Origin of the sequence: Microbacterium gubbeenense DSM 15944 (genome assembly GCF_000422745.1) — a bacterium.
GTDB classification, from domain to species: domain Bacteria; phylum Actinomycetota; class Actinomycetes; order Actinomycetales; family Microbacteriaceae; genus Microbacterium; species Microbacterium gubbeenense.
This window is the reverse complement of sequence record NZ_AUGQ01000001.1, coordinates 36,851-56,128: the sequence shown is the minus strand read 5'-3', so window position 1 is coordinate 56,128 and position 19,278 is coordinate 36,851. Positions and strand designations below refer to the sequence as shown.

18 protein-coding genes are annotated in these 19,278 nt (G+C 70.2%); all 18 read left to right on the top strand.

From position 1 onward, the window contains the following. Positions 1–4 precede the first annotated feature (4 nt). The 18 genes from mltG (at position 5) to G510_RS0100200 (ending at position 19,275) form a co-directional block, all read left to right on the top strand. Complete coding sequence (mltG, locus tag G510_RS14805; RefSeq protein WP_051216081.1) at positions 5–1,411, top strand: endolytic transglycosylase MltG; 1,407 nt, start codon at positions 5–7, stop codon at positions 1,409–1,411. Then, positions 1,399–2,214 carry a hypothetical protein gene (locus G510_RS0100280; RefSeq protein WP_029151944.1) on the top strand — a complete coding sequence of 272 codons (816 nt, stop codon included), beginning with the start codon at positions 1,399–1,401 and terminating at the stop codon, positions 2,212–2,214. Before mltG ends, G510_RS0100280 begins: the two co-directional genes overlap by 13 nt. A 5-nt stretch (positions 2,215–2,219) precedes the next feature. Further along, positions 2,220–3,428, top strand: a complete 1,209-nt coding sequence (gene aroC / locus G510_RS0100275; protein WP_029151943.1) for a chorismate synthase — start codon at positions 2,220–2,222, stop codon at positions 3,426–3,428. Next, the gene (locus G510_RS0100270; protein WP_029151942.1) at positions 3,421–3,954 is read left to right on the top strand and encodes a shikimate kinase; all 534 of its coding nucleotides are present in this window, start codon (positions 3,421–3,423) and stop codon (positions 3,952–3,954) included. Before aroC ends, G510_RS0100270 begins: the two co-directional genes overlap by 8 nt. Beyond that, positions 3,951–5,069, top strand: a complete 1,119-nt coding sequence (gene aroB / locus G510_RS14800; RefSeq protein WP_051216079.1) for a 3-dehydroquinate synthase — start codon at positions 3,951–3,953, stop codon at positions 5,067–5,069. The genes G510_RS0100270 and aroB overlap by 4 nt, the downstream gene beginning before the upstream one ends. A 63-nt stretch (positions 5,070–5,132) precedes the next feature. Beyond that, the gene (gene efp, locus G510_RS0100260; RefSeq protein ID WP_029151941.1) at positions 5,133–5,696 is read left to right on the top strand and encodes an elongation factor P; all 564 of its coding nucleotides are present in this window, start codon (positions 5,133–5,135) and stop codon (positions 5,694–5,696) included. Between the two features lie 2 nt (positions 5,697–5,698). Further along, the gene (nusB, locus tag G510_RS0100255; protein WP_029151940.1) at positions 5,699–6,109 is read left to right on the top strand and encodes a transcription antitermination factor NusB; all 411 of its coding nucleotides are present in this window, start codon (positions 5,699–5,701) and stop codon (positions 6,107–6,109) included. 62 nt (positions 6,110–6,171) lie between these two features. Then, positions 6,172–6,711 carry a bifunctional pyr operon transcriptional regulator/uracil phosphoribosyltransferase PyrR gene (pyrR, locus tag G510_RS0100250; RefSeq protein ID WP_029151939.1) on the top strand — a complete coding sequence of 180 codons (540 nt, stop codon included), beginning with the start codon at positions 6,172–6,174 and terminating at the stop codon, positions 6,709–6,711. Then, the gene (locus G510_RS0100245) at positions 6,711–7,679 is read left to right on the top strand and encodes an aspartate carbamoyltransferase catalytic subunit (RefSeq protein WP_029151938.1); all 969 of its coding nucleotides are present in this window, start codon (positions 6,711–6,713) and stop codon (positions 7,677–7,679) included. Before pyrR ends, G510_RS0100245 begins: the two co-directional genes overlap by 1 nt. Beyond that, complete coding sequence (locus tag G510_RS0100240; RefSeq protein ID WP_029151937.1) at positions 7,676–8,986, top strand: dihydroorotase; 1,311 nt, start codon at positions 7,676–7,678, stop codon at positions 8,984–8,986. Before G510_RS0100245 ends, G510_RS0100240 begins: the two co-directional genes overlap by 4 nt. Next, entirely contained in the window at positions 8,983–9,486 is a 504-nt protein-coding gene (locus tag G510_RS0100235) for a PH-like domain-containing protein (protein WP_029151936.1), read from the top strand. Before G510_RS0100240 ends, G510_RS0100235 begins: the two co-directional genes overlap by 4 nt. Next, the gene (carA, locus tag G510_RS0100230; protein ID WP_029151935.1) at positions 9,483–10,649 is read left to right on the top strand and encodes a glutamine-hydrolyzing carbamoyl-phosphate synthase small subunit; all 1,167 of its coding nucleotides are present in this window, start codon (positions 9,483–9,485) and stop codon (positions 10,647–10,649) included. The genes G510_RS0100235 and carA overlap by 4 nt, the downstream gene beginning before the upstream one ends. After that, positions 10,642–13,923: a carbamoyl-phosphate synthase large subunit gene (carB, locus tag G510_RS0100225; protein ID WP_029151934.1), complete on the top strand. Its 3,282-nt coding sequence runs from the start codon at positions 10,642–10,644 to the stop codon at positions 13,921–13,923. The genes carA and carB overlap by 8 nt, the downstream gene beginning before the upstream one ends. Continuing rightward, a complete protein-coding gene (gene pyrF, locus G510_RS0100220) occupies positions 13,920–14,768 on the top strand; it encodes an orotidine-5'-phosphate decarboxylase (protein ID WP_029151933.1) in 849 nt (282 codons plus the stop codon). Before carB ends, pyrF begins: the two co-directional genes overlap by 4 nt. Further along, complete coding sequence (gene gmk / locus G510_RS0100215; protein WP_029151932.1) at positions 14,761–15,660, top strand: guanylate kinase; 900 nt, start codon at positions 14,761–14,763, stop codon at positions 15,658–15,660. The genes pyrF and gmk overlap by 8 nt, the downstream gene beginning before the upstream one ends. 44 nt (positions 15,661–15,704) lie before the next feature. Next, positions 15,705–15,968, top strand: a complete 264-nt coding sequence (gene rpoZ / locus G510_RS0100210; RefSeq protein WP_029151931.1) for a DNA-directed RNA polymerase subunit omega — start codon at positions 15,705–15,707, stop codon at positions 15,966–15,968. Positions 15,969–16,069: 101 nt separating this feature from the next. After that, positions 16,070–17,260, top strand: coding sequence for a methionine adenosyltransferase (metK, locus tag G510_RS0100205; RefSeq protein ID WP_029151930.1), 1,191 nt, complete (start codon positions 16,070–16,072; stop codon positions 17,258–17,260). A gap of 5 nt (positions 17,261–17,265) precedes the next feature. After that, positions 17,266–19,275 carry a primosomal protein N' family DNA-binding protein gene (locus G510_RS0100200; protein ID WP_245563196.1) on the top strand — a complete coding sequence of 670 codons (2,010 nt, stop codon included), beginning with the start codon at positions 17,266–17,268 and terminating at the stop codon, positions 19,273–19,275. Positions 19,276–19,278: the final 3 nt, after the last annotated feature.

Genomic DNA, 19,278 nt, shown 5'->3' with positions numbered 1-19,278 from the left:
CGCCATGAGCGACCCCCTTTCCCCCGAGGGCCGACCCCTGTCGAGGCGCGAACTGCGCGAGCTGCGCGCCAGACAGTCGGCCGACTGGGACGCTGCCGCCCGGGCGGCGGGCGACTCGACGCCCTCGGATCCCTCGCCGTCGAGCGAACCCGCACGCGGGTCGACCGGCCCGCGCGCCACGCCCGCGCGCGGCGCGGTGCTGGAGACGACCGCGCCGGAGGCGATCGTCATGTCCGGCGGATCCCGCCTCGAGCCTGCGAAGTCGAACGATTCGCACGCGGGCCTGCACGACCTGTTGACCACCGGCTCGTCCCCGACGACGCGCGGACCGAAGAAGCGCCGGCGCGGCGCGATCATCATCCTCCTCGTCATCCTCGCGCTGATCGCCGCGCTCGCCTTCGGCGGCTGGTGGGCGGCCAAGCAGATCGGCGGACCGATCGGCGATTTCTTCGGCGTGAACGCCGAGCCGACCGACTACGAGGAGGGCCTGGCGACCGGCGAGGCCGTCATCGCGATCGAGCAGGGCGACACCGGGTGGGAGGTGTCGCAGAAGCTGAACGAAGCCGGCGTGACGATGACCGAGTCGGTGTTCTACGACATGCTCGTCTCGGCCCAGCAGAACCCCGAGTTCCGTCCCGGGGTGTACGAGCTCCAGCAGAAGATGACGGCGTCCGCGGCCCTCACGACGCTGACCGATCCCGACTCGCGCCTGCCCGGCGTCGTCTACCCCGAGGGCTACACGATCACGCAGATCGTGCCGATCATGGCGTCGGTGCTCGAGGTGTCCGAGGACGACGTCGACGACGCGCTGGCCGATCCCTCGGACTACGGCGTCGATGCCGATTCGCTCGAGGGCTGGCTGTTCCCCGCCGCCTACGACTTCGCGCCCGGAACCGACGCGACAGAAGCGGTGCAGCAGATGGTCGATCGCACTCGCTCGTCGCTCGACGACGCGGGGGTGCAGAAGGAGGACCGGCAGCGGATCCTCACGGAAGCGTCCGTGATCCAGCGCGAGGCGGCCGCGGAAGAGGACTTCTTCAAGGTCGCGCGCGTGATCGAGAACCGGCTCGACGACGACATGCTGTTGCAGATGGACTCGACGGCGCAGTACGGCGTCGGCAAAATGCACGACGGCGACGTCTTCAGCTCGGCGGAGGCGCTCGAAGACGACAACGCCTGGAACACGTACGTGCACAAGGGCCTTCCTGCGGGGCCGATCGCGAACCCCGGCGAGCTTGCGATCGAGGCGGCGGTGGAACCTGCCGACGGAAGCTGGCTGTACTTCGCCACGGTGAACCTTGCAACAGGCGAGACGCGATTCGCATCGACGCTGGACGAGCATGAGAAGAACGTCGCGCTGCTGCAGGAATGGTGCGCCGATAATCCCGACTCGACCGGATGCGGCGGTTGACCGGCGCGGAGGTCTGGGGCGCCCCGATCGCCCACAGCCGGTCGCCCGAGCTGCACCTCGCGGCGTACCGCGCGCTCGGCCTCGACTGGACGTTCGAACGGCGCCTCGTCGAGGCCGACCGGTTCGCCGATGAGCTTGCGCGCGCCTCGGTGCGCGGGCTCGCGGTCACGTTCCCGCTGAAGGACGCCGCCTTCCGTCAGGCGGCGCTCCGGGACCGGCCCGCCGAGCTCACGGGCGCGGTAAACACGCTGTTCTTCGGAGACGACGAGGGGCTCCGCGGGTTCAACACCGATGTCGGCGGGCTCGCGAACGCGCTCGAGGAGTCGGGCGTCGGCGGCGCGGAGACGGTTCGCCTCGTCGGATCCGGCGCGACCACGACCTCGGCGCTCGTCGCCGTATCCGCGCTCGGGGCGCGCCGCGTCGAGATCGCCGCGCGCCGGCCCGAGCGCGCCGCGGCGATGCTCGCTCTGGCCGCGCGCATCGGCGTCCCGGCGCGCGCGGTCGCGCTCGGCGAGGTGCGGGATCCGGTGGATCTGACGATCGCGACGCTGCCCGGGGGCGCGGAGCTCGATCCGGGCCACGCCGACGCGCTCGCGGACGCGGGCGGCGTGCTGTTCGACGTGGCCTACAGCCCGTGGCCGAGCGCGCTCGCGCAGCGGTGGCAGGCTGAGGCGCATCACGGCCTCGGCATGCTGCTGCACCAGGCCGTGCTGCAGGTGCGGATCTTCGTGTCGGGCGACGCCGATCGCGAGCTGCCGGACGAGGCTCAGGTCATTCGGGCGATGCGGGACGCCCTAGGCTAGAGGTCATGCTTCGCGTTCTGACCGCCGGGGAGTCTCATGGCCCCGAACTCATCGCCATCATGGAGGGCCTGCCTGCTGGCGTGCCCGTGAGCCCGGACGACATCCAGGCAGATCTTCAGCGGCGCAAGCTCGGCTACGGCCGCGGCTCGCGCATGAAGTTCGAGCAGGACGAGCTGTCGATCTCGGGCGGCATCCGCCACGGCCTCACGATGGGAAGCCCCATCGCGGTTCGGATCGGCAACACCGAGTGGCCGAAGTGGACCGAGGTCATGAGCGCCGAGCCGGTCGAGCTCAGCGAGAAGTCGCGCGGTCGCGGCGCTCCTCTCACCCGCCCCCGTCCGGGGCACGCCGACCTCGTCGGCATGCAGAAGTACGGCTTCGACGAGGCGCGCCCGGTGCTCGAGCGCGCGAGCGCCCGCGAGACGGCGGCGCGCGTCGCCCTCGGCGCGATCGCGCGCAAGTTCCTGGGCGAGCTCGGGATCCGCCTCGTCAGCCACACGCTCTCGATCGGCCCCGTCGCCTCTCCCGAGGGCGCGCCCGTGCCGACGCCCGACGACGTCGCGTCGCTCGACGCGGATCCGCTGCGCTGCTTCGACGCGGAGACGAGCGCGAAGATGGTCGCGGAGGTCGACGACGCGAAGAAGGCCGGCGACACGCTCGGCGGCATCGTCGAGGTGCTCGCCTACAACGTTCCCCCGGGGCTCGGTTCGCACGTGCACTGGGACCGCCGCCTCGACGCCAAGCTCGCGCAGGCGCTCATGAGCATCCAGGCCATCAAGGGCGTCGAGGTCGGCGACGGCTTCGAGACCACGCGCCGCCGCGGATCCGCCGCGCACGACGCGCTGTTCCCGACCGACGACGGCGTCGCCCGCGGCACCGATCGCGCCGGCGGCACCGAGGGCGGCATGTCCACCGGCACCACTCTGCGCGTGCGCGCCGGCATGAAGCCGATCGCGACCGTGCCGCGCGCCCTCGAGACGATCGACGTCGCCACGGGCGAGAAGGCCGCGGCCCACCACCAGCGCTCCGACGTGTGCGCGGTCCCGGCCTCCGGCGTCGTGGCCGAGGCGATGGTCTCGATCACGCTCGCCGACGTCGTGCTCGAGAAGTTCGGCGGAGACTCGATCGACGAGACCCGGCGCAACGTCGATGCGTACCTCGCCGCGATCCCGGAGAACCTGCGGAGCACGGCGCAGTCGCTCGGACATGCGTGAGGCGATCGTCTTCATCGGGCCGATGGGCGCCGGTAAGTCGAGCATCGGCCGCAGGGTCGCCAAGCGGCTCGGCACGACGTTCACCGACACCGACTCGATGATCGTGCGCGAGCACGGCCCGATCGCCGACCTCTTCGAGGCGCAGGGCGAGGCCGAGTTCCGGCGCATCGAGCGCGAGACGGTGGCGACGGCGCTGGGCGCGGGAGGCGTCATCGCGCTCGGCGGCGGCGCCGTGCTCGCCCCCGAGACGCGCGAGGCTCTTCAACCCCACCTGGTCGTCGCCCTCACCGTCTCCCTGCGCACGATCGCGTCGCGGATCCACGGTTCGAAGCGCCCGCTGCTGAACGGCGGGGATCCGATGAAGGAGTGGGCGCGCATCGCCGAGGAGCGGCGCCCCATCTACGAATCGCTGGCCGACGTGACGTACGACACGTCGCGCGGGCCCCTCAAGAACGTCGTCGAGGAGGCCGCCGAATGGGCCGCGGAGCGCCTCGGCATCGTTCTCGAACGAAAGGAATCCGAATGAGCGACGACACCGTCATCCATGTCGAGGGAACCCCCGGCTACGACGTTACGATCGGGCGCGGGCTGCGACACCGGATCCGCGAGGCGCTGCCCGAGGAGACGAAGAAGGTCCTCATCGTCCATCAGCCGACGATGGGCCGGATCGTCGCCGACCTGCGCGACGAGATGATCGCCGGCGGCGACCTCGAGGTGCTGCTCGCGGAGATCCCGGACGCCGAGGACGCCAAGCGCATCGAGGTCGCCGCGTTCCTGTGGGGGATCCTGGGGCAGGCCGACTTCACGCGCACCGACGCGATCGTCGGCATCGGTGGGGGAGCGGCAACCGATGTCGCGGGCTTCGTCGCCGCCACCTGGCTGCGCGGGGTCGCCGTCGTGCAGGTGCCGTCGACCGTGCTCGGCATGGTCGACGCGGCCGTCGGCGGGAAGACGGGCATCAACACCTCGGAGGGCAAGAACCTCGTGGGGGCGTTCTGGTCGCCGCGGGCTGTGCTCTGCGACCTCGACCTGCTCGAGCCGCTGCCGAAGAACGAACTGACCGCGGGCTTCGCCGAGGTGCTGAAGGCCGGATTCATCCGGTACCCCGAGATCCTCGACATGGTTGAGCGCGACCCGGTTCAGGCCCTCGATCCCGAGTCGGACGAGTTCCGCCGGGCGCTGGAGCTGGCGATCCGCATGAAGGCCGACGTCGTGGGGCAGGACTTCCGCGAGGCGGGGCTGCGCGAGATGCTCAACTACGGGCACACGCTGGGCCACGCGATCGAACACGCCGAGCGCTACCAGTGGCGCCACGGGGCCGCCGTGTCGATCGGCATGATGTTCGCGGCCGAGCTGTCGCGGCTCGCGGGGCGCCTGAGCGACGAGTCCGTCGACCGGCATCGCCGGATCCTGACCGCGCTCGGTCTTCCGACCACGTACCGCGCGGGCGCGTTCTCGCAGCTGCTGGCGACGATGCAGCGCGATAAGAAGACGCGGGCGGGGCAGCTGCGATTCATCGTGCTCGACGAGATCGGCAAGCCCGCCGTGATGCAGGCGCCCGACCAGTCGCTGCTGTTCGCCGCGTACCAGGAGATCGGCGAAGAATCCTCCGGCAACATCATTCGCACGCGTTCGCGATAGAATCTCTCGTTGGGCGCTGATCACGCCGCGCCCGCACACACCACGAAACGGAATCTCACACACATGGCATCCACCGCAGACATCCGCAACGGCGTCGTTCTGTCCATCGACGGACAGCTCTGGAACGTCATCGAGTTCCAGCACGTGAAGCCGGGCAAGGGCGGTGCGTTCGTGCGCACGAAGATGAAGAACGTCGTGTCGGGCAAGATCATCGACAAGACGTTCAACGCCGGCGCCAAGATCGACGTGCAGAACGTCGATCGCCGCGACTTCCAGTACCTGTACAACGACGGCGACAGCTACGTGTTCATGGACGTCGAGGACTACGACCAGATCAACGTCACCGACACGGTCGTCGGCGACGCCAGCCGCTTCCTGCTCGAGAACATGAAGGTGCAGATCGGCATGCACGATGGGCAGCCGCTGTACCTCGAGATGCCGCCGTCGGTCGTGCTCGAGATCACCTACACCGAGCCGGGCCTGCAGGGCGACCGCTCGAACGCGGGCACGAAGCCCGCAACCGTCTCCACGGGCGCCGAGATCCAGGTTCCGCTGTTCCTGGGCGAGGGCGTCAAGGTCAAGGTCGACACCCGCACGGGCGACTACCTCGGCCGAGTGAACGACTGACCTTGAGCGCACGCACCAAGGCCCGCAAGCGCGCCCTCAACATCCTCTTCTCCGCCGACGTGCGGGGAGACGCGATCGCCTATTCCCTCCAGGAGGAGGCGCGCCGCGCGGCGAGCGAGCCCGAACGCGAGGCGTCGTGGCTCTACGCCCGCGACATCGTCGACGGCTACCTCGACCATCGCGACGAGATCGACGAGCAGATCGAGACGCACAGTCGCGACTGGCGGATCGAGCGCATGCCCGCCGTCGACCGCGCGCTGCTGCGGCTCGCGGCCTGGGAGATCCTCTGGAACGACGAGGTCCCGACGGCCGTCGCGATCGATGAGGCGGTCGAGCTCGCCAAGGAGCTGTCGACCGAGGAGTCCGGGGCGTTCGTGCACGGCGTGCTCGCGCGCATCGCGCGCTCGAACTGAGTAGACTTTCACACATCCAGCACCTTTAACCCCGTCCCGTGAGGCGGAGAAGGGAGCGGCGGATGAGCACACGAACTGTGCTTCACGAAGCCGATATCGCGCGCGCCCTCACGCGCATCGCACACGAGATCCTCGAGTCGAACAAGGGGCCGGACGGTCTCGTGCTCCTCGGGATCCCCTCGCGCGGCGTTCCTCTCGCCGAGCGCATCGCGGCCCTCATCGAGCGCGTGTCGGGAGCGTCGATCGCCGTCGGCCAGCTCGACGTCACAATGTACCGCGACGATCTCTCGCGGCACCCCACGCGCACGCCGCGGCCCACATCGATCCCGGCCGGCGGCATCGACGGGCGCACTGTCGTGCTCGTCGACGACGTGCTGTTCTCCGGCCGTTCGATCCGCGCCGCCCTCGACGCGATCGGCGACATCGGGCGACCGTCCGCCGTGCGGCTGGCGATCCTCGTCGATCGCGGGCATCGCGAGCTGCCGATCCGCCCCGATTTCGTGGGCAAGAACCTGCCGTCGGCGCGCAGTGAGCGCGTCAACGTGGCGCTGAGCGAGGTCGACGGCATCGACGAGGTCACGATCCGGGGAGAGGCCGACTGATGCGCCATCTGCTCGATACCCGCACACTGACGCGCGACGACGCGATCCGCATCCTCGACGTCGCGGAGGACATGGCGGACACGCAGGAGCGCGAGGTCAAGAAGCTCCCGACGCTGCGCGGCAGGACCGTCGTCAACCTCTTCTTCGAGGATTCCACGCGCACGCGGATCTCGTTCGAGGCGGCCGCCAAGCGGCTCTCGGCCGACCTCATCAACTTCTCGGCGAAGGGCTCGAGCGTGTCCAAGGGGGAGAGCCTCCAGGACACGGCCCAGACGCTCGAGGCGATGGGCGCCGACGCCGTCGTGGTGCGGCACGGCGCATCCGGCGCGCCGCGCACGCTGGCCTCGAGCGGATGGATCGACGCGGGCGTCGTCAACGCCGGCGACGGCACGCACGAGCATCCCACACAGGCCCTCCTGGACGCGTTCACGATGCGGCGGCGCCGATACGGCGCGAGCAGCCGCGGCCGCGACCTCGCCGGGTACCGCGTGACCATCGTCGGCGACGTGCTGCACTCGCGCGTCGCGCGCTCCAACGTGTGGCTGCTTGACGCCCTCGGCGCCGAGGTCACGCTCGTCGCCCCGCCGACCCTCGTGCCTCAGGACGTGACGCGCTGGCCGGCGACGATCCTGTTCGATCTCGACGAGGCGATCGCGGCAGCGCCCGACGCGCTCATGATGCTCCGGATCCAGACCGAACGCATGACCGGTTCGTTCTTCCCCAACGAGCGGGAGTACGCGCGGCTGTGGGGGCTCGATCCGGTCAGGTTCCGGGCGCTTCCCAGCGATACGATCGTGATGCACCCCGGGCCGATGAACCGTGGGCTCGAGATCTGCGCGGAGGCGGCGGACTCCGCCCGTGCGACGGTGCTGGAGCAGGTCGCGAACGGCGTATCCGTGCGCATGGCCGTGCTCTATCTCCTGCTCGCGGGAGAACAAGCGGGAACTGACAGCAAGGAGAACCGATGAGTGAGCCGATCCTCATCCGCCGAGCGGCGATCGCCGGCGAAGGCCGAACCGACATCCTCATCGAGGACGGCCGCATCTCCGACGTCGGCGCGGGCCTTAGCCGTGCGGGCGCCCGGACGATCGATGCCGATGGACTGATCGCCCTGCCGGGCCTCGTCGACATGCACGTGCACCTGCGCGAGCCCGGCTTCGAGGCGAGCGAGACGGTGCTCACGGGCTCGCGGGCCGCGGCGGCCGGCGGTTTCAGCGCGGTCTTCGCGATGCCGAACACGAACCCCGTCGCCGATACCGCGGGCGTGGTCGAGCAGGAGCTCGCCCTCGGTGAAGCGGCCGGATACGCGACCGTGCAGCCGATCGGCGCCGTGACGGTGGGACAGAAGGGCGAGCGGCTCGCCGAGCTCGGCGCCATGGCGCGCTCGAAGGCGAACGTGCGCGTGTTCAGCGACGACGGCAGCTGCGTGTGGGATCCGCTGCTCATGCGCCGCGCGCTCGAGTACGTGAAGTCGTTCGGCGGCGTGGTCGCTCAGCACGCCCAGGATCCGCGCCTGACCGAGGGCGCGCAGATGAACGAGGGCGTCGTCTCGGCCGAGCTCGGCCTCGCCGGCTGGCCGGCTGTCGCCGAGGAGTCGATCATCGCCCGCGACGTTCTGCTCGCGGAGCACGTCGGGTCGCGCCTGCACATCTGCCACCTGTCCACAGCCGGATCCGTCGACCTCATCCGCTGGGCGAAGAAGCGCGGGATCAACGTGACCGCGGAGGTCACCCCGCACCACCTGCTGCTCACCGAGGAGCTCGTGCGCGGATACGACGCACGGTTCAAGGTGAACCCGCCGCTCAGGCGCGACGAGGACGTTCTCGCGGTGCGCGAGGGCCTCGCCGACGGCACGATCGACATCGTCGCCACGGACCACGCGCCGCACCCCGCCGAGGCGAAGGCCACCGAGTGGGCTGCCGCCGCGCACGGAATGGTCGGCCTCGAATCCGCGCTGCGCGTGGTGCACAAGACCATGGTCGCCACGGGGCTCATCGGCTGGTCGGACGTGGCGCGCGTCATGTCCGAGGCGCCCGCCCGGATCGGCGGGCTCGCCGCCCACGGCCGGCCGATCCGGGCGGGGGAGCCCGCCGAGCTGACGCTGTACGACCCGAGCGCCGGGGGCGAGTTCTCGGCCCACGACCTCGCGGGGCGCAGCACCAACTCGCCGTTCTTCGGCGAGACCCTTCCGGGCAGCGTGCGCGGCACGATCCACCGCGGATACGAGACGCTCTCAGACGGCGCCCTCGTGGACCTCGAAGGGGTTCGCGCATGACCCGCGAACTCGCCGTCGGCATCATGATCGCGCTCGCGGTCGTGATGCTCGCCCTGATGGCGTGGGGCTGGATCCGCCGCACCCGTCGCGACTCGGACGTCGCGATCCCGTTCGGCAGCACGATCGGCGGCGCAACGTTCTCGGCGGTCGGCTTCTACGTCGCGACCACGCGCCACGATTCCCCGCTCGACCGCATCGCGGCGCGCCCGCTCGCGTTCCGCTCCCGCGCCGACATCACGGTGACCGACGCGGGGCTCGGCCTCTCGATGCCTGGCGAGACCGACGTGTTCGTGCCCGCCGCGCACATCCTGGGCGCGGGGCGCGCGACGTGGACCATCGATCGGACCGTCGAGCGCGACGGCCTCGTGATGGTCGCCTGGAGCGACGGATCCCAGATCCTCGATACTTATCTTCGTCTGCAGGACGACGAACCCGCGACGCTGGTCGCGGCGATCGACCAGATCGCGTCTGCAGAATCACCGACGGGAGCACACGCATGACCCTCACCTCCTTGTTCGACCACGATCCCGCGGTCCTCGTCCTCGAGGACGGCACGCGATACGAGGGCCGCGCCTATGGTGCGCGCGGCACCACCTTCGGCGAGGTCGTCTTCACGACCGGCATGAGCGGGTACCAAGAGACCCTCACCGACCCGTCCTACGCCGGACAGATCGTGCTGCAGACCTCGCCCCACATCGGTAACACGGGTGTCAACGCCGAAGATGCCGAGTCGCACCGCATCTGGGCCGCCGGGTACATCGTGCGCGACCCGAGCCGCGTGGTGTCCAACTGGCGCGCCGACGAGTCGCTCGATGAGGCCCTCGAGGCCGACGGCATCGTGGGCATCTCCGCCATCGACACGCGCGCCGTGACGCGGCGGATCCGTTCGGACGGTTCGATGCGCGGCGGCGTCTTCTCGGGAGCCGACGCCGCGATCAGCGCCGACGAACAGCTCCGCGCCGTTCGGGAGGCGCCCGGCATGGCCGGTCGCAACCTCTCCGCCGAGGTGTCCGTGACGTCCACCCGGATCACGCCCGCGATCGGCGACAAGATCGGCAGCCTCGCGGTCGTAGACCTGGGCATCAAGGCCTCCACCGTCACCAACCTCGGGCGCCGTGGGTTCGAGGTTCACCTGCTGCCGCAGTCGGTCACGTACGCCGAGGTGAAGGCGATCGATCCCGCCGGGCTGTTCTTCTCGAACGGTCCGGGCGACCCGTCGGCGTCCGATGCGCACGTGGAACTGCTGCAGGCGGCTCTGAAGGACGGCCTGCCGTACTTCGGCATCTGCTTCGGCAACCAGCTGTTCGGTCGCGCCCTCGGCCTCACGACCTACAAGCTGCCGTTCGGCCACCGCGGCATCAACCAGCCCGTTCTCGACAAGTCGACCGGACGCGTCGAGATCACGGCGCAGAACCACGGCTTCGCGGTCGACGCCCCGATCGAGGGCACCTTCGACAGCCCCGCCGGCTTCGGCCGCGTGGAGGTCAGCCACGTCGGCCTGAACGACTCGGTCGTCGAAGGCCTGAACGCCCTCGACATCCCGGCATTCTCGGTGCAGTACCACCCCGAGGCGGCCGGCGGACCGAACGACGCCAACTACCTGTTCGACCGTTTCCGCGACCTCGTTCTCGAGTCGCTCAGCAAGAAGGGCGCACATGCCTAAGCGCGACGACATCTCCTCCGTTCTCGTCATCGGATCCGGCCCGATCGTCATCGGCCAGGCCTGCGAGTTCGACTATTCGGGCACCCAGGCCTGCCGCGTGCTGCGCGAAGAGGGCGTGCGCGTGATCCTCGTGAACTCGAACCCCGCCACGATCATGACCGATCCCGACTTCGCCGACGCGACGTACATCGAGCCGATCACCCCCGAGGTGATCGAGACGATTATCGCGAAGGAGAAGCCCGACGCGATCCTGCCGACCCTCGGCGGTCAGACGGCGCTCAACGCCGCCATGGCGCTGCACCACGGCGGAATTCTCGAGAAGTACGACGTCGAGCTGATCGGCGCGAAGCCCGAGGCGATCCAGCGCGGCGAGGACCGCAAGATCTTCAAGGACCTCGTCATCGAGGCGGGCGCGGAGGTGGCTAAGAGCCGCATCGCGCACACGATGGAGGAAGTGCTCGCCGGAGCCGCGGAGATCGGGTATCCGATGGTCGTGCGTCCGTCGTTCACGATGGGCGGCCTGGGCTCGGGCTTCGCGTACAACGAGACCGAGCTGCGCCGCATGGCCGGCCAGGGCCTCATCGAGTCGACCACGACCGAGGTGCTGCTCGAGGAGTCGATCCTCGGGTGGAAGGAGTACGAGCTCGAGCTCATGCGCGACACGGCGGACAACACCGTCGTGGTCTGCTCGATCGAGAACGTCGACCCGGTCGGCGTGCACACGGGCGACTCGATCACGGTCGCCCCGGCGCTGACGCTCACCGACCGCGAGTACCAGAAGCTGCGCGACGTCGGAATCGACATCATCCGCGCGGTCGGCGTCGACACGGGCGGCTGCAACATCCAGTTCGCAATCGACCCCGCTACGGGCCGCGTGATCGTCATCGAGATGAACCCGCGCGTCTCGCGCTCCTCGGCGCTCGCTTCGAAGGCCACAGGCTTCCCGATCGCGAAGCTCGCCGCGAAGCTGGCCCTCGGGTACCGGCTCGACGAGGTGCAGAACGACATCACGAAGGTGACGCCGGCATCGTTCGAGCCCGCGCTCGACTACGTCGTCGTCAAGGTGCCCCGCTTCGCCTTCGAGAAGTTCCCGGCCGCAGATGCGACGCTCACGACCACCATGAAGTCGGTCGGCGAGGCGATGGCGATCGGTCGCAACTATGCAACGGCGCTGCAGAAGGCGCTGCGCTCGATCGAGAAGCGCGGCTCCAGCTTCCACTGGGGAGAAAAGACCCGCACGGTCGATCAGCTGCTCGAGACCATCGTCACCCCGACCGATGGCCGCATCGTCGACGTGCAGCAGGCGCTGCGCCTCGGCGCCACCGCCGAGCAGATCTTCGACGCGACGAAGATCGACCCGTGGTTCATCGATCAGATCGTGCTCATCAACGAGGTCGCCGACGCGATCGCTCAGGCCGATGCGCTCAGCGAGCGCGTGTTCCGCGTCGCCAAGGACCACGGTTTCTCGGACGTGCAGATCGCGCAGCTGCGCGGAATGACGGAAGAGGATGTGCGCGAGGCGCGCCACGGGTTCGGCGTTCGCCCCGTGTTCAAGACGGTCGACACGTGCGCCGGCGAGTTCCCGGCCACGACGCCGTACCACTACTCGTCGTACGACTCCGAGACCGAGGTCGCCCCGAGCGACCGCCAGAAGGTCGTCATCATCGGATCCGGTCCGAACCGCATCGGCCAGGGCGTCGAGTTCGACTACTCGTGCGTGCACGCCTCGTTCGCGCTGAGCGACGCCGGCTTCGAGACCGTCATGGTCAACTGCAACCCGGAGACGGTCTCGACCGACTACGACACCTCGGACCGCCTGTACTTCGAGCCGCTGACGCTCGAGGACGTGCTCGAGGTGCTGCACGCCGAGAGCCAGTCGGGCGAGATCTTCGGCGTGATCTGCCAGCTCGGCGGCCAGACGCCGCTGGGCCTGGCGAAGGGGATCAAGGCCGCCGGGTACACCGTGCTCGGCACGAGCCCCGCCGCGATCGACCTCGCGGAGGACCGCAAGCTCTTCGGCGAGATCCTCGAGCGCGGCGGCCTGCTGGCTCCGCGCAACGGCACCGCGACGAGCGAGTCCGAGGCGACCGCGATCGCCGAGGAGATCGGCTACCCGGTGCTCGTGCGCCCGTCGTTCGTTCTGGGCGGGCGCGGCATGGAGATCGTGTACGACTCGCCGAGCATGCACGATTACTTCGAGCGCATTGCCGCCGACGCCATCATCGGCGAAGAGGCGCCGCTGCTCGTTGATCGCTTCCTCGACGACGCCGTGGAGATCGACGTCGACGCACTGTTCGACGGCGACCAGCTCTACATCGGCGGCATCATGGAGCACCTCGAGGAGGCCGGCATCCACTCCGGCGACTCGTCGTGCGCCCTGCCGCCGATGTCGCTCGGGCGCAGCGAGATCGAGCGCGTGGTCGAGGCGACGCGCGCGATCGCGCAGGGCGTCGGGGTTCGCGGGCTGCTGAACGTGCAGTACGCGATCAGCGCCGGCGTGCTGTACGTGATCGAGGCGAACCCGCGCGCCAGCCGCACGGTGCCGTTCGTGTCGAAGGCGCTCGGGATCCAGCTGGCGAAGGCCGCGAGCCGCGTGATCGCGGGCACGTCGATCGCTGATCTCAAGGCCGAGGGCATCCTGCCGGAGGCCGACGGATCGATCATCCCGCTCGACGCGCCGGTCTCGGTCAAGGAGGCCGTGCTGCCGTTCAAGCGGTTCCGCACGGTCGATGGCGCGATCGTCGACTCGGTGCTCGGCCCGGAGATGCGCTCCACGGGCGAGGTCATGGGGATCGACCGCGACTTCCCGACCGCGTTCGCGAAGAGCCAGGCGGCGGCCTACGGCGGAATCCCGCTCGAGGGCACGGTGTTCGTCTCGGTCGCCGACAGCGACAAGCGCGACGTGATCCTGCCCGCCCACCGTCTGCAGCAGCTCGGCTTCCGGCTGCTCGCGACCGAGGGCACTGCCGAGATCCTCACGCGCAACGGCATCAGCGTCGAGGTGGTCCAGAAGTTCTCCGCGACGCAGGAATCGGGCGAAGACAACATCGTCGACCTGATCACCCGTGGCGAGGTCGACATCATCGTGAACACGCCGAGCGGAATGTCGGCGCGCGCCGACGGCTACGAGATCCGGGCGGCCGCCGTCGGCGCCGACAAGGCGCTGTTCACGACGATCGCGACACTGGGCGCCGCCGTGAGCGCCATGGACAAGATGCCCGGCGGATTCCGCGTCAAGAGCCTCCAGGAGTACCAGGCGGAGCGCGCGGCGTGACCGCATCCTTCGGACAGCGCGCCCGGGCCGGCATCGCCCGGCTCGGGCCGCTGTGCGTCGGAATCGACCCGCACCTCGGGCTGCTCGACGACTGGGGCCTGCCGCACAGCGCGGCGGGCGTGCGCGAGTTCGGAATGCGCGTCGTCGACGCCGCGGCGGGTCGCGCCGCGTTCGTCAAGCCGCAGGTCTCGTTCTACGAGCGGTTCGGATCCGCGGGCTACGCCGCGCTGGAAGACGTGCTCGCCGCGGCGCGCGCGGCGGGGATCCTCGTGATCGCCGACGCGAAGCGCGGCGACATCGGAACGACCATGGACGCCTACGCGGGCGCCTGGCTCACGCCCGGTTCGCCGCTCGAGGCGGACGCGGTCACCGTGAGCCCCTACCTCGGCGTCGGCGCGCTGTCGGGCGCGATCGACCTCGCCTACGACAACGGCAAGGGCGTGTTCGTGCTCGCGGCGACGAGCAACCCGGAGGCGGAAGGGCTGCAGCGCGCGGTCGACGACGGCTCCCGGTCGGTGTCGCGCCGCGTGATCGACGAGGTCTCCGCGCAGAACGCCACGCGCGACCTCGACGGCGACTGGGCGAGCGCGGGATTCGTCATCGGCGCCACGGTCGACTGGGCGACAACCGGGATCCGCCCGTTCGCCCCGGTGGCACCCATCCTCGCGCCCGGCTACGGCCACCAGGGCGCCCACCCGAGCGACACCGGCGAGATCTTCGGCGACATGGCTCCCGCAGTCATCATCAGCGAGAGCCGGAGCATTCTCTCGGCTGGATCAGACAGGATTGAGTCCGTGATCGAAGAACACGCTCGGTCTGCGCGAGAGCAAGACCGTCATGACTGAGGCCGCACGTCCCCCCGAGGTCGACCGCGTGGCCGCGTCCCGCAAGGCCGTCGCCGCGCGGCGGGCCAGGGCGAGCCTGAAGCGGGATATCGCCATGCGCGTCGTGAGCCCGCAGGAGGTGCTGCGCCGCGCGCACGCCGACGCGTCCTCGCCGGCCGGCACGCTGCGCGTGACGGAGTTCCTCACGTCGCTGCCCGCCATCGGGCGCGGCAAGCGAGATCGGATCCTCGAGGATCTCCAGATCTCGCCGGTCAAGCGCCTCGGCGGCCTCGGGGCGCGCCAGCGCGGTGCGCTCGCGGACTGGCTCGACACGCGCTTCCGCGAGTCGGTTCCGCGCCCCGGCCGCAGCAGCCTCGTCGTGCTCGCCGGTCCGACGGCGGTCGGCAAGGGCACGGTCGCCACGCACATCCGGCAGAACCACCCCGACGTGATGCTGTCAGTCTCAGCGACCACGCGCGCGCCGCGGCCCGGTGAGGAAGAGGGACGCCACTACTACTTCGTCGACGACGCCGAGTTCGATCGCATGATCGCGAACGGCGATCTGCTCGAGTGGGCGACGGTGCACGGCACGCACCGGTACGGCACGCCGCGCGGGCCCATCGATCGCGCGATCTCGGAGGGCCGCCCGGTTCTGCTCGAGATCGATATGCAGGGCGCCTTCCAGGTGCGGGCCACGGAACCGCGCGCTACTCTGGTGTTCCTCCTGCCGCCGAGCTGGGACGAACTCGTGCAGCGGCTCGTCGGCCGCGGCACCGAGGACGAGGAGGAGCGCACCCGTCGGCTGCGCACTGCCCGCGCGGAACTCGCAGCCCAGGGCGAGTTCGATCACCACATTGTCAACGACGACGTCGACCAAGCGGCCCGGCAGGTCGTAGACTTGATGCAGGCGTGACGCGCGCTGAGGGTTCCGCGCGCGCAGATTCAGGAGGAAAAGGCATGGCAACGGAGAACAAGGGCATCATCGATCCGCCCATCGACGAGCTGCTCGAGCGCGTCGACTCGAAGTACCAGCTCGTGATCTACAGCTCGAAGCGGGCGCGTCAGATCAACGACTACTACACCGACCTGCAGGAGGGTTCGCTCTTCGACAACGTCGGCCCGCTCGTCGACTCGGCCGTCGAGGACAAGCCGCTGTCGATCGCGCTGCGCGAGATCCACCAGGACAAGCTGCGTCTGCGCCACGTCGACGCCGCCGAGTGATCGCACTCTGAGCGACTCGAGAACCTCCGACATCTTTTTGTCGGGGGTTCTCGGCATCATTGATGCCGTCCACCTCTGCCACTCTCACTCAAGGATCCGCCATGAGTCTTCGCCTGTTCACCTCCGAGTCCGTCACCGAGGGACATCCGGACAAGATCTGTGATCAGATCTCGGACAGCGTGCTCGACGCGCTTCTGACGCAGGATCCGGGCGCGCGCGTCGCCGTGGAGACGCTCGTGACGACAGGCCTCGTGCACGTCGCCGGCGAGATCCGCACCGACGGCTACGCCGACATCTCGACGATCGCGCGCGACGTGATCCGCCGCATCGGCTACACGTCGAGCGACATGGGCTTCGACGCCGATTCCTGCGGCGTCACGGTGTCGGTCGGCGAGCAGTCGCAGGAGATCGGCGACGGAGTCACGACGAGCTCCGAGCACCGTTCGGGCTCAGACGGCGATGCGCTCGACCAGCAGGGCGCGGGCGATCAGGGCATCATGTTCGGCTACGCGACCAACGAGACGCCGACGTACATGCCGATGGCGATCTGGATCGCGCACCGCCTCGCCGAGCGACTGACGGATGCCCGGCGATCGGGCACGCTCGCGTTCCTGCGCCCCGATGGCAAGACGCAGGTGACGCTCGGCTACGACGGCCTCGTGCCGCGCACGGTCGAGACCGTCGTGCTTTCGACGCAGCACGCCCCCGAGATCTCGCAGGTCGATCTGGCGGAGGCCGTGGAGCGCGTCGTGATCCGCCCGGTCCTCGAGGAGACCGGCCTCGATACGTCGAACCTCCAGCTGCACATCAACCCGTCCGGCAGCTTCGAGCTCGGCGGCCCGAAGGCCGATGCGGGGCTCACGGGCCGCAAGATCATCATCGACACGTACGGCGGCGCGGCGCGGCACGGCGGCGGTGCGTTCAGCGGCAAGGACCCGTCGAAGGTCGATCGCTCGGCCGCGTACGCCATGCGCTGGGTCGCGAAGAACGCGGTCGCCGCGGGGCTGGCCGACCGGCTCGAGGTGCAGGTCGCGTACGCGATCGGCAAGGCGAAGCCCGTGGGGCTGTATGTTGAAACGTTCGGCACGGGGCACGTCGACGAAGATAAGATCACGGCCGCGATCGATGCCGTGTTCGACCTGCGCCCGGCCGCGATCATCCGTGATCTCGATCTGCTGCGCCCCATCTATGCGAAGACGGCGGCGTACGGCCACTTCGGGCGAGAGCTCCCCGAGTTCACGTGGGAGAATCTCGACCGCGTCGAGGCGCTGCGGGCCGCCGCCGGGCTGTAGGCATCGTGCCCGAGCACCCGGCACACATCGCCCCGCAGGGCCCGCGGCCGATCGCACGGGTCCTCGTGGATACGCCCCTGCCTCAGCTCGATCGGCTCTTCGACTACCAGATTCCGCGCGAGTTCGCCGACGAGGCGAAACCGGGCGTGCGCGTGAAGGTGCCGCTGAAGAGCGCGGGGCGCGTGCTGCAGGGCTACATCGTCGAGGTCGGCGAGGAGACCGACCCGGAACGCGCCCTCGCCGAGATCGACACCGTCGTCTCTGATGCGGTCGTCCTGCCGGATCGGCTGTACCGGCTGGCGCGCGCCGTCGCCGATCGCTCCGCCGGGTCGGCGACCGATGTGCTGCGTCTCGCGATCCCGCGGCGCATGGTGCGCGCCGAGAAGGCGTGGCTTGCGCACCCGGAGGGGCCGGATATCGAGCCCATCCCGGGCGCGACAGATGACCTGGGCTCGTATCCCGGACTCACCGATGCGCTGACGGCGGGGGAGCGGCTGGCGCTCGACGCGCCGCCCGGCGTCGTGGGGCTGGTGCCCGAGTGGGCGCGACTGTTGGCATCGATCGCGGCCTCGGCGCTCGATCGCGGCACGTCCGCGATCATCGCGGTGCCCGACCACCGCGACCTCGACCGGCTGCTGTCCGGGCTCGACGGCATCGTGCCGGCAGGCGCGATCGTGCGCGTCGACGCCGACCAGACGGCGCAGGAGCGGTACGCCGCCTATCTGCGCACGACGGGCGCGGGGCCGTGCGTCGTGGTCGGCAACCGGTCGGCGGTCTACGCGCCGGTCGCCGACCTGGGCGTGCTCGCGATCTGGGACGACGGCGACTCGTCGTTCGAGGAACCGCTCGCGCCGTACGCGCACGCCCGCGACGTCGCGCTCGTCCGGCAGAGCCTCGACGGCGGCGCCCTGGTGTTCTGCGGGCACTCGCGCTCGTCCGACGTCGAGCGACTTGTGAGCATCGGTTTCGCGGTGTCGGTGGGCCCCGAGCGCCGTCGCTCGCCGCGCGTGGTCATCGCCGCTCCCCAAGACACGCCGAACACCGGCCGGATCCCGTCGGCGGCCTTCCGCTCCGCGCGGCAGGCCCTCGAGCTGGGCCCCGTGCTCGTGCAGGTCGCGCGCCCGGGGTACGCCCCGAGCCTCGTCTGCGCCGAGTGCCGCAGCCCGGCGCGCTGCGCGTCCTGCGGGGGTCCGCTCCACGCGCCCGCTCGCGGGGCGACGCCGGTCTGCAGCTGGTGCGCGCGCGCCGCGCTCGGGTGGCAGTGCTCGAGCTGCGAGGCGACGAGCGTCCGGCTTGCGTCGAGCGGATCCGAGCGCACGGCCGATGAGCTCGGGCGCGCGTTTCCCGGTGTGCGCGTGATCGTCGCCGACGGCGCGCATCCGGTGCAGACGATCGAGGATCAGCCGGCGCTCGTGGTCGCGACGCGCGGGGCGGAGCCGCTCGCCCCGAACGGTTACCGCGCCGTGCTGCTCCTCGACGGTGAGCGCATGCTGCAGGCCCCCGACCTGCGCATCGGCGAGGCCTGCCTGCGCGGGTGGTCGAACGCCGCGGCTCTCGCGGCGCCAGGCGCGGCGACGCATCTCGTGGGCGTCACCGGTCCCGTCGCCCGCGCCCTCGCGACATGGAATCAGCCCGCGTATGCGCGCACGGAGCTGATGGAGCGTGCGCCGGTGAAGATGCCGCCGGTCGTGCGCGTCGCGCGGGTCGAGGGCGACGTTCCGCAGCTCGAGAAGGCGCTCGTGCGGCTCGGGGCCGACGCTCCGGGGCTCTCACCCGATGCGATCCTCGGCCCGGTGCCGCTCGCGGACGTGTCCGGCCGCAAGCGGGCGCGCGCGCTCGTGAGGTTCGACTACGGCCGCGGGACCGCCGTCGCCGAGAGCCTGCGCGCCTCGGTGATCGAGGCCGCCGTGAAGAGCCGCTCGCGTCGCCCTCGCGGGCCCGCGGAAGCAGGAAGACCCCGGACTCCCACGAATACACTCTCTGTGCGGCTCGACGTCGCCGATCCCGATCTCTGAAGC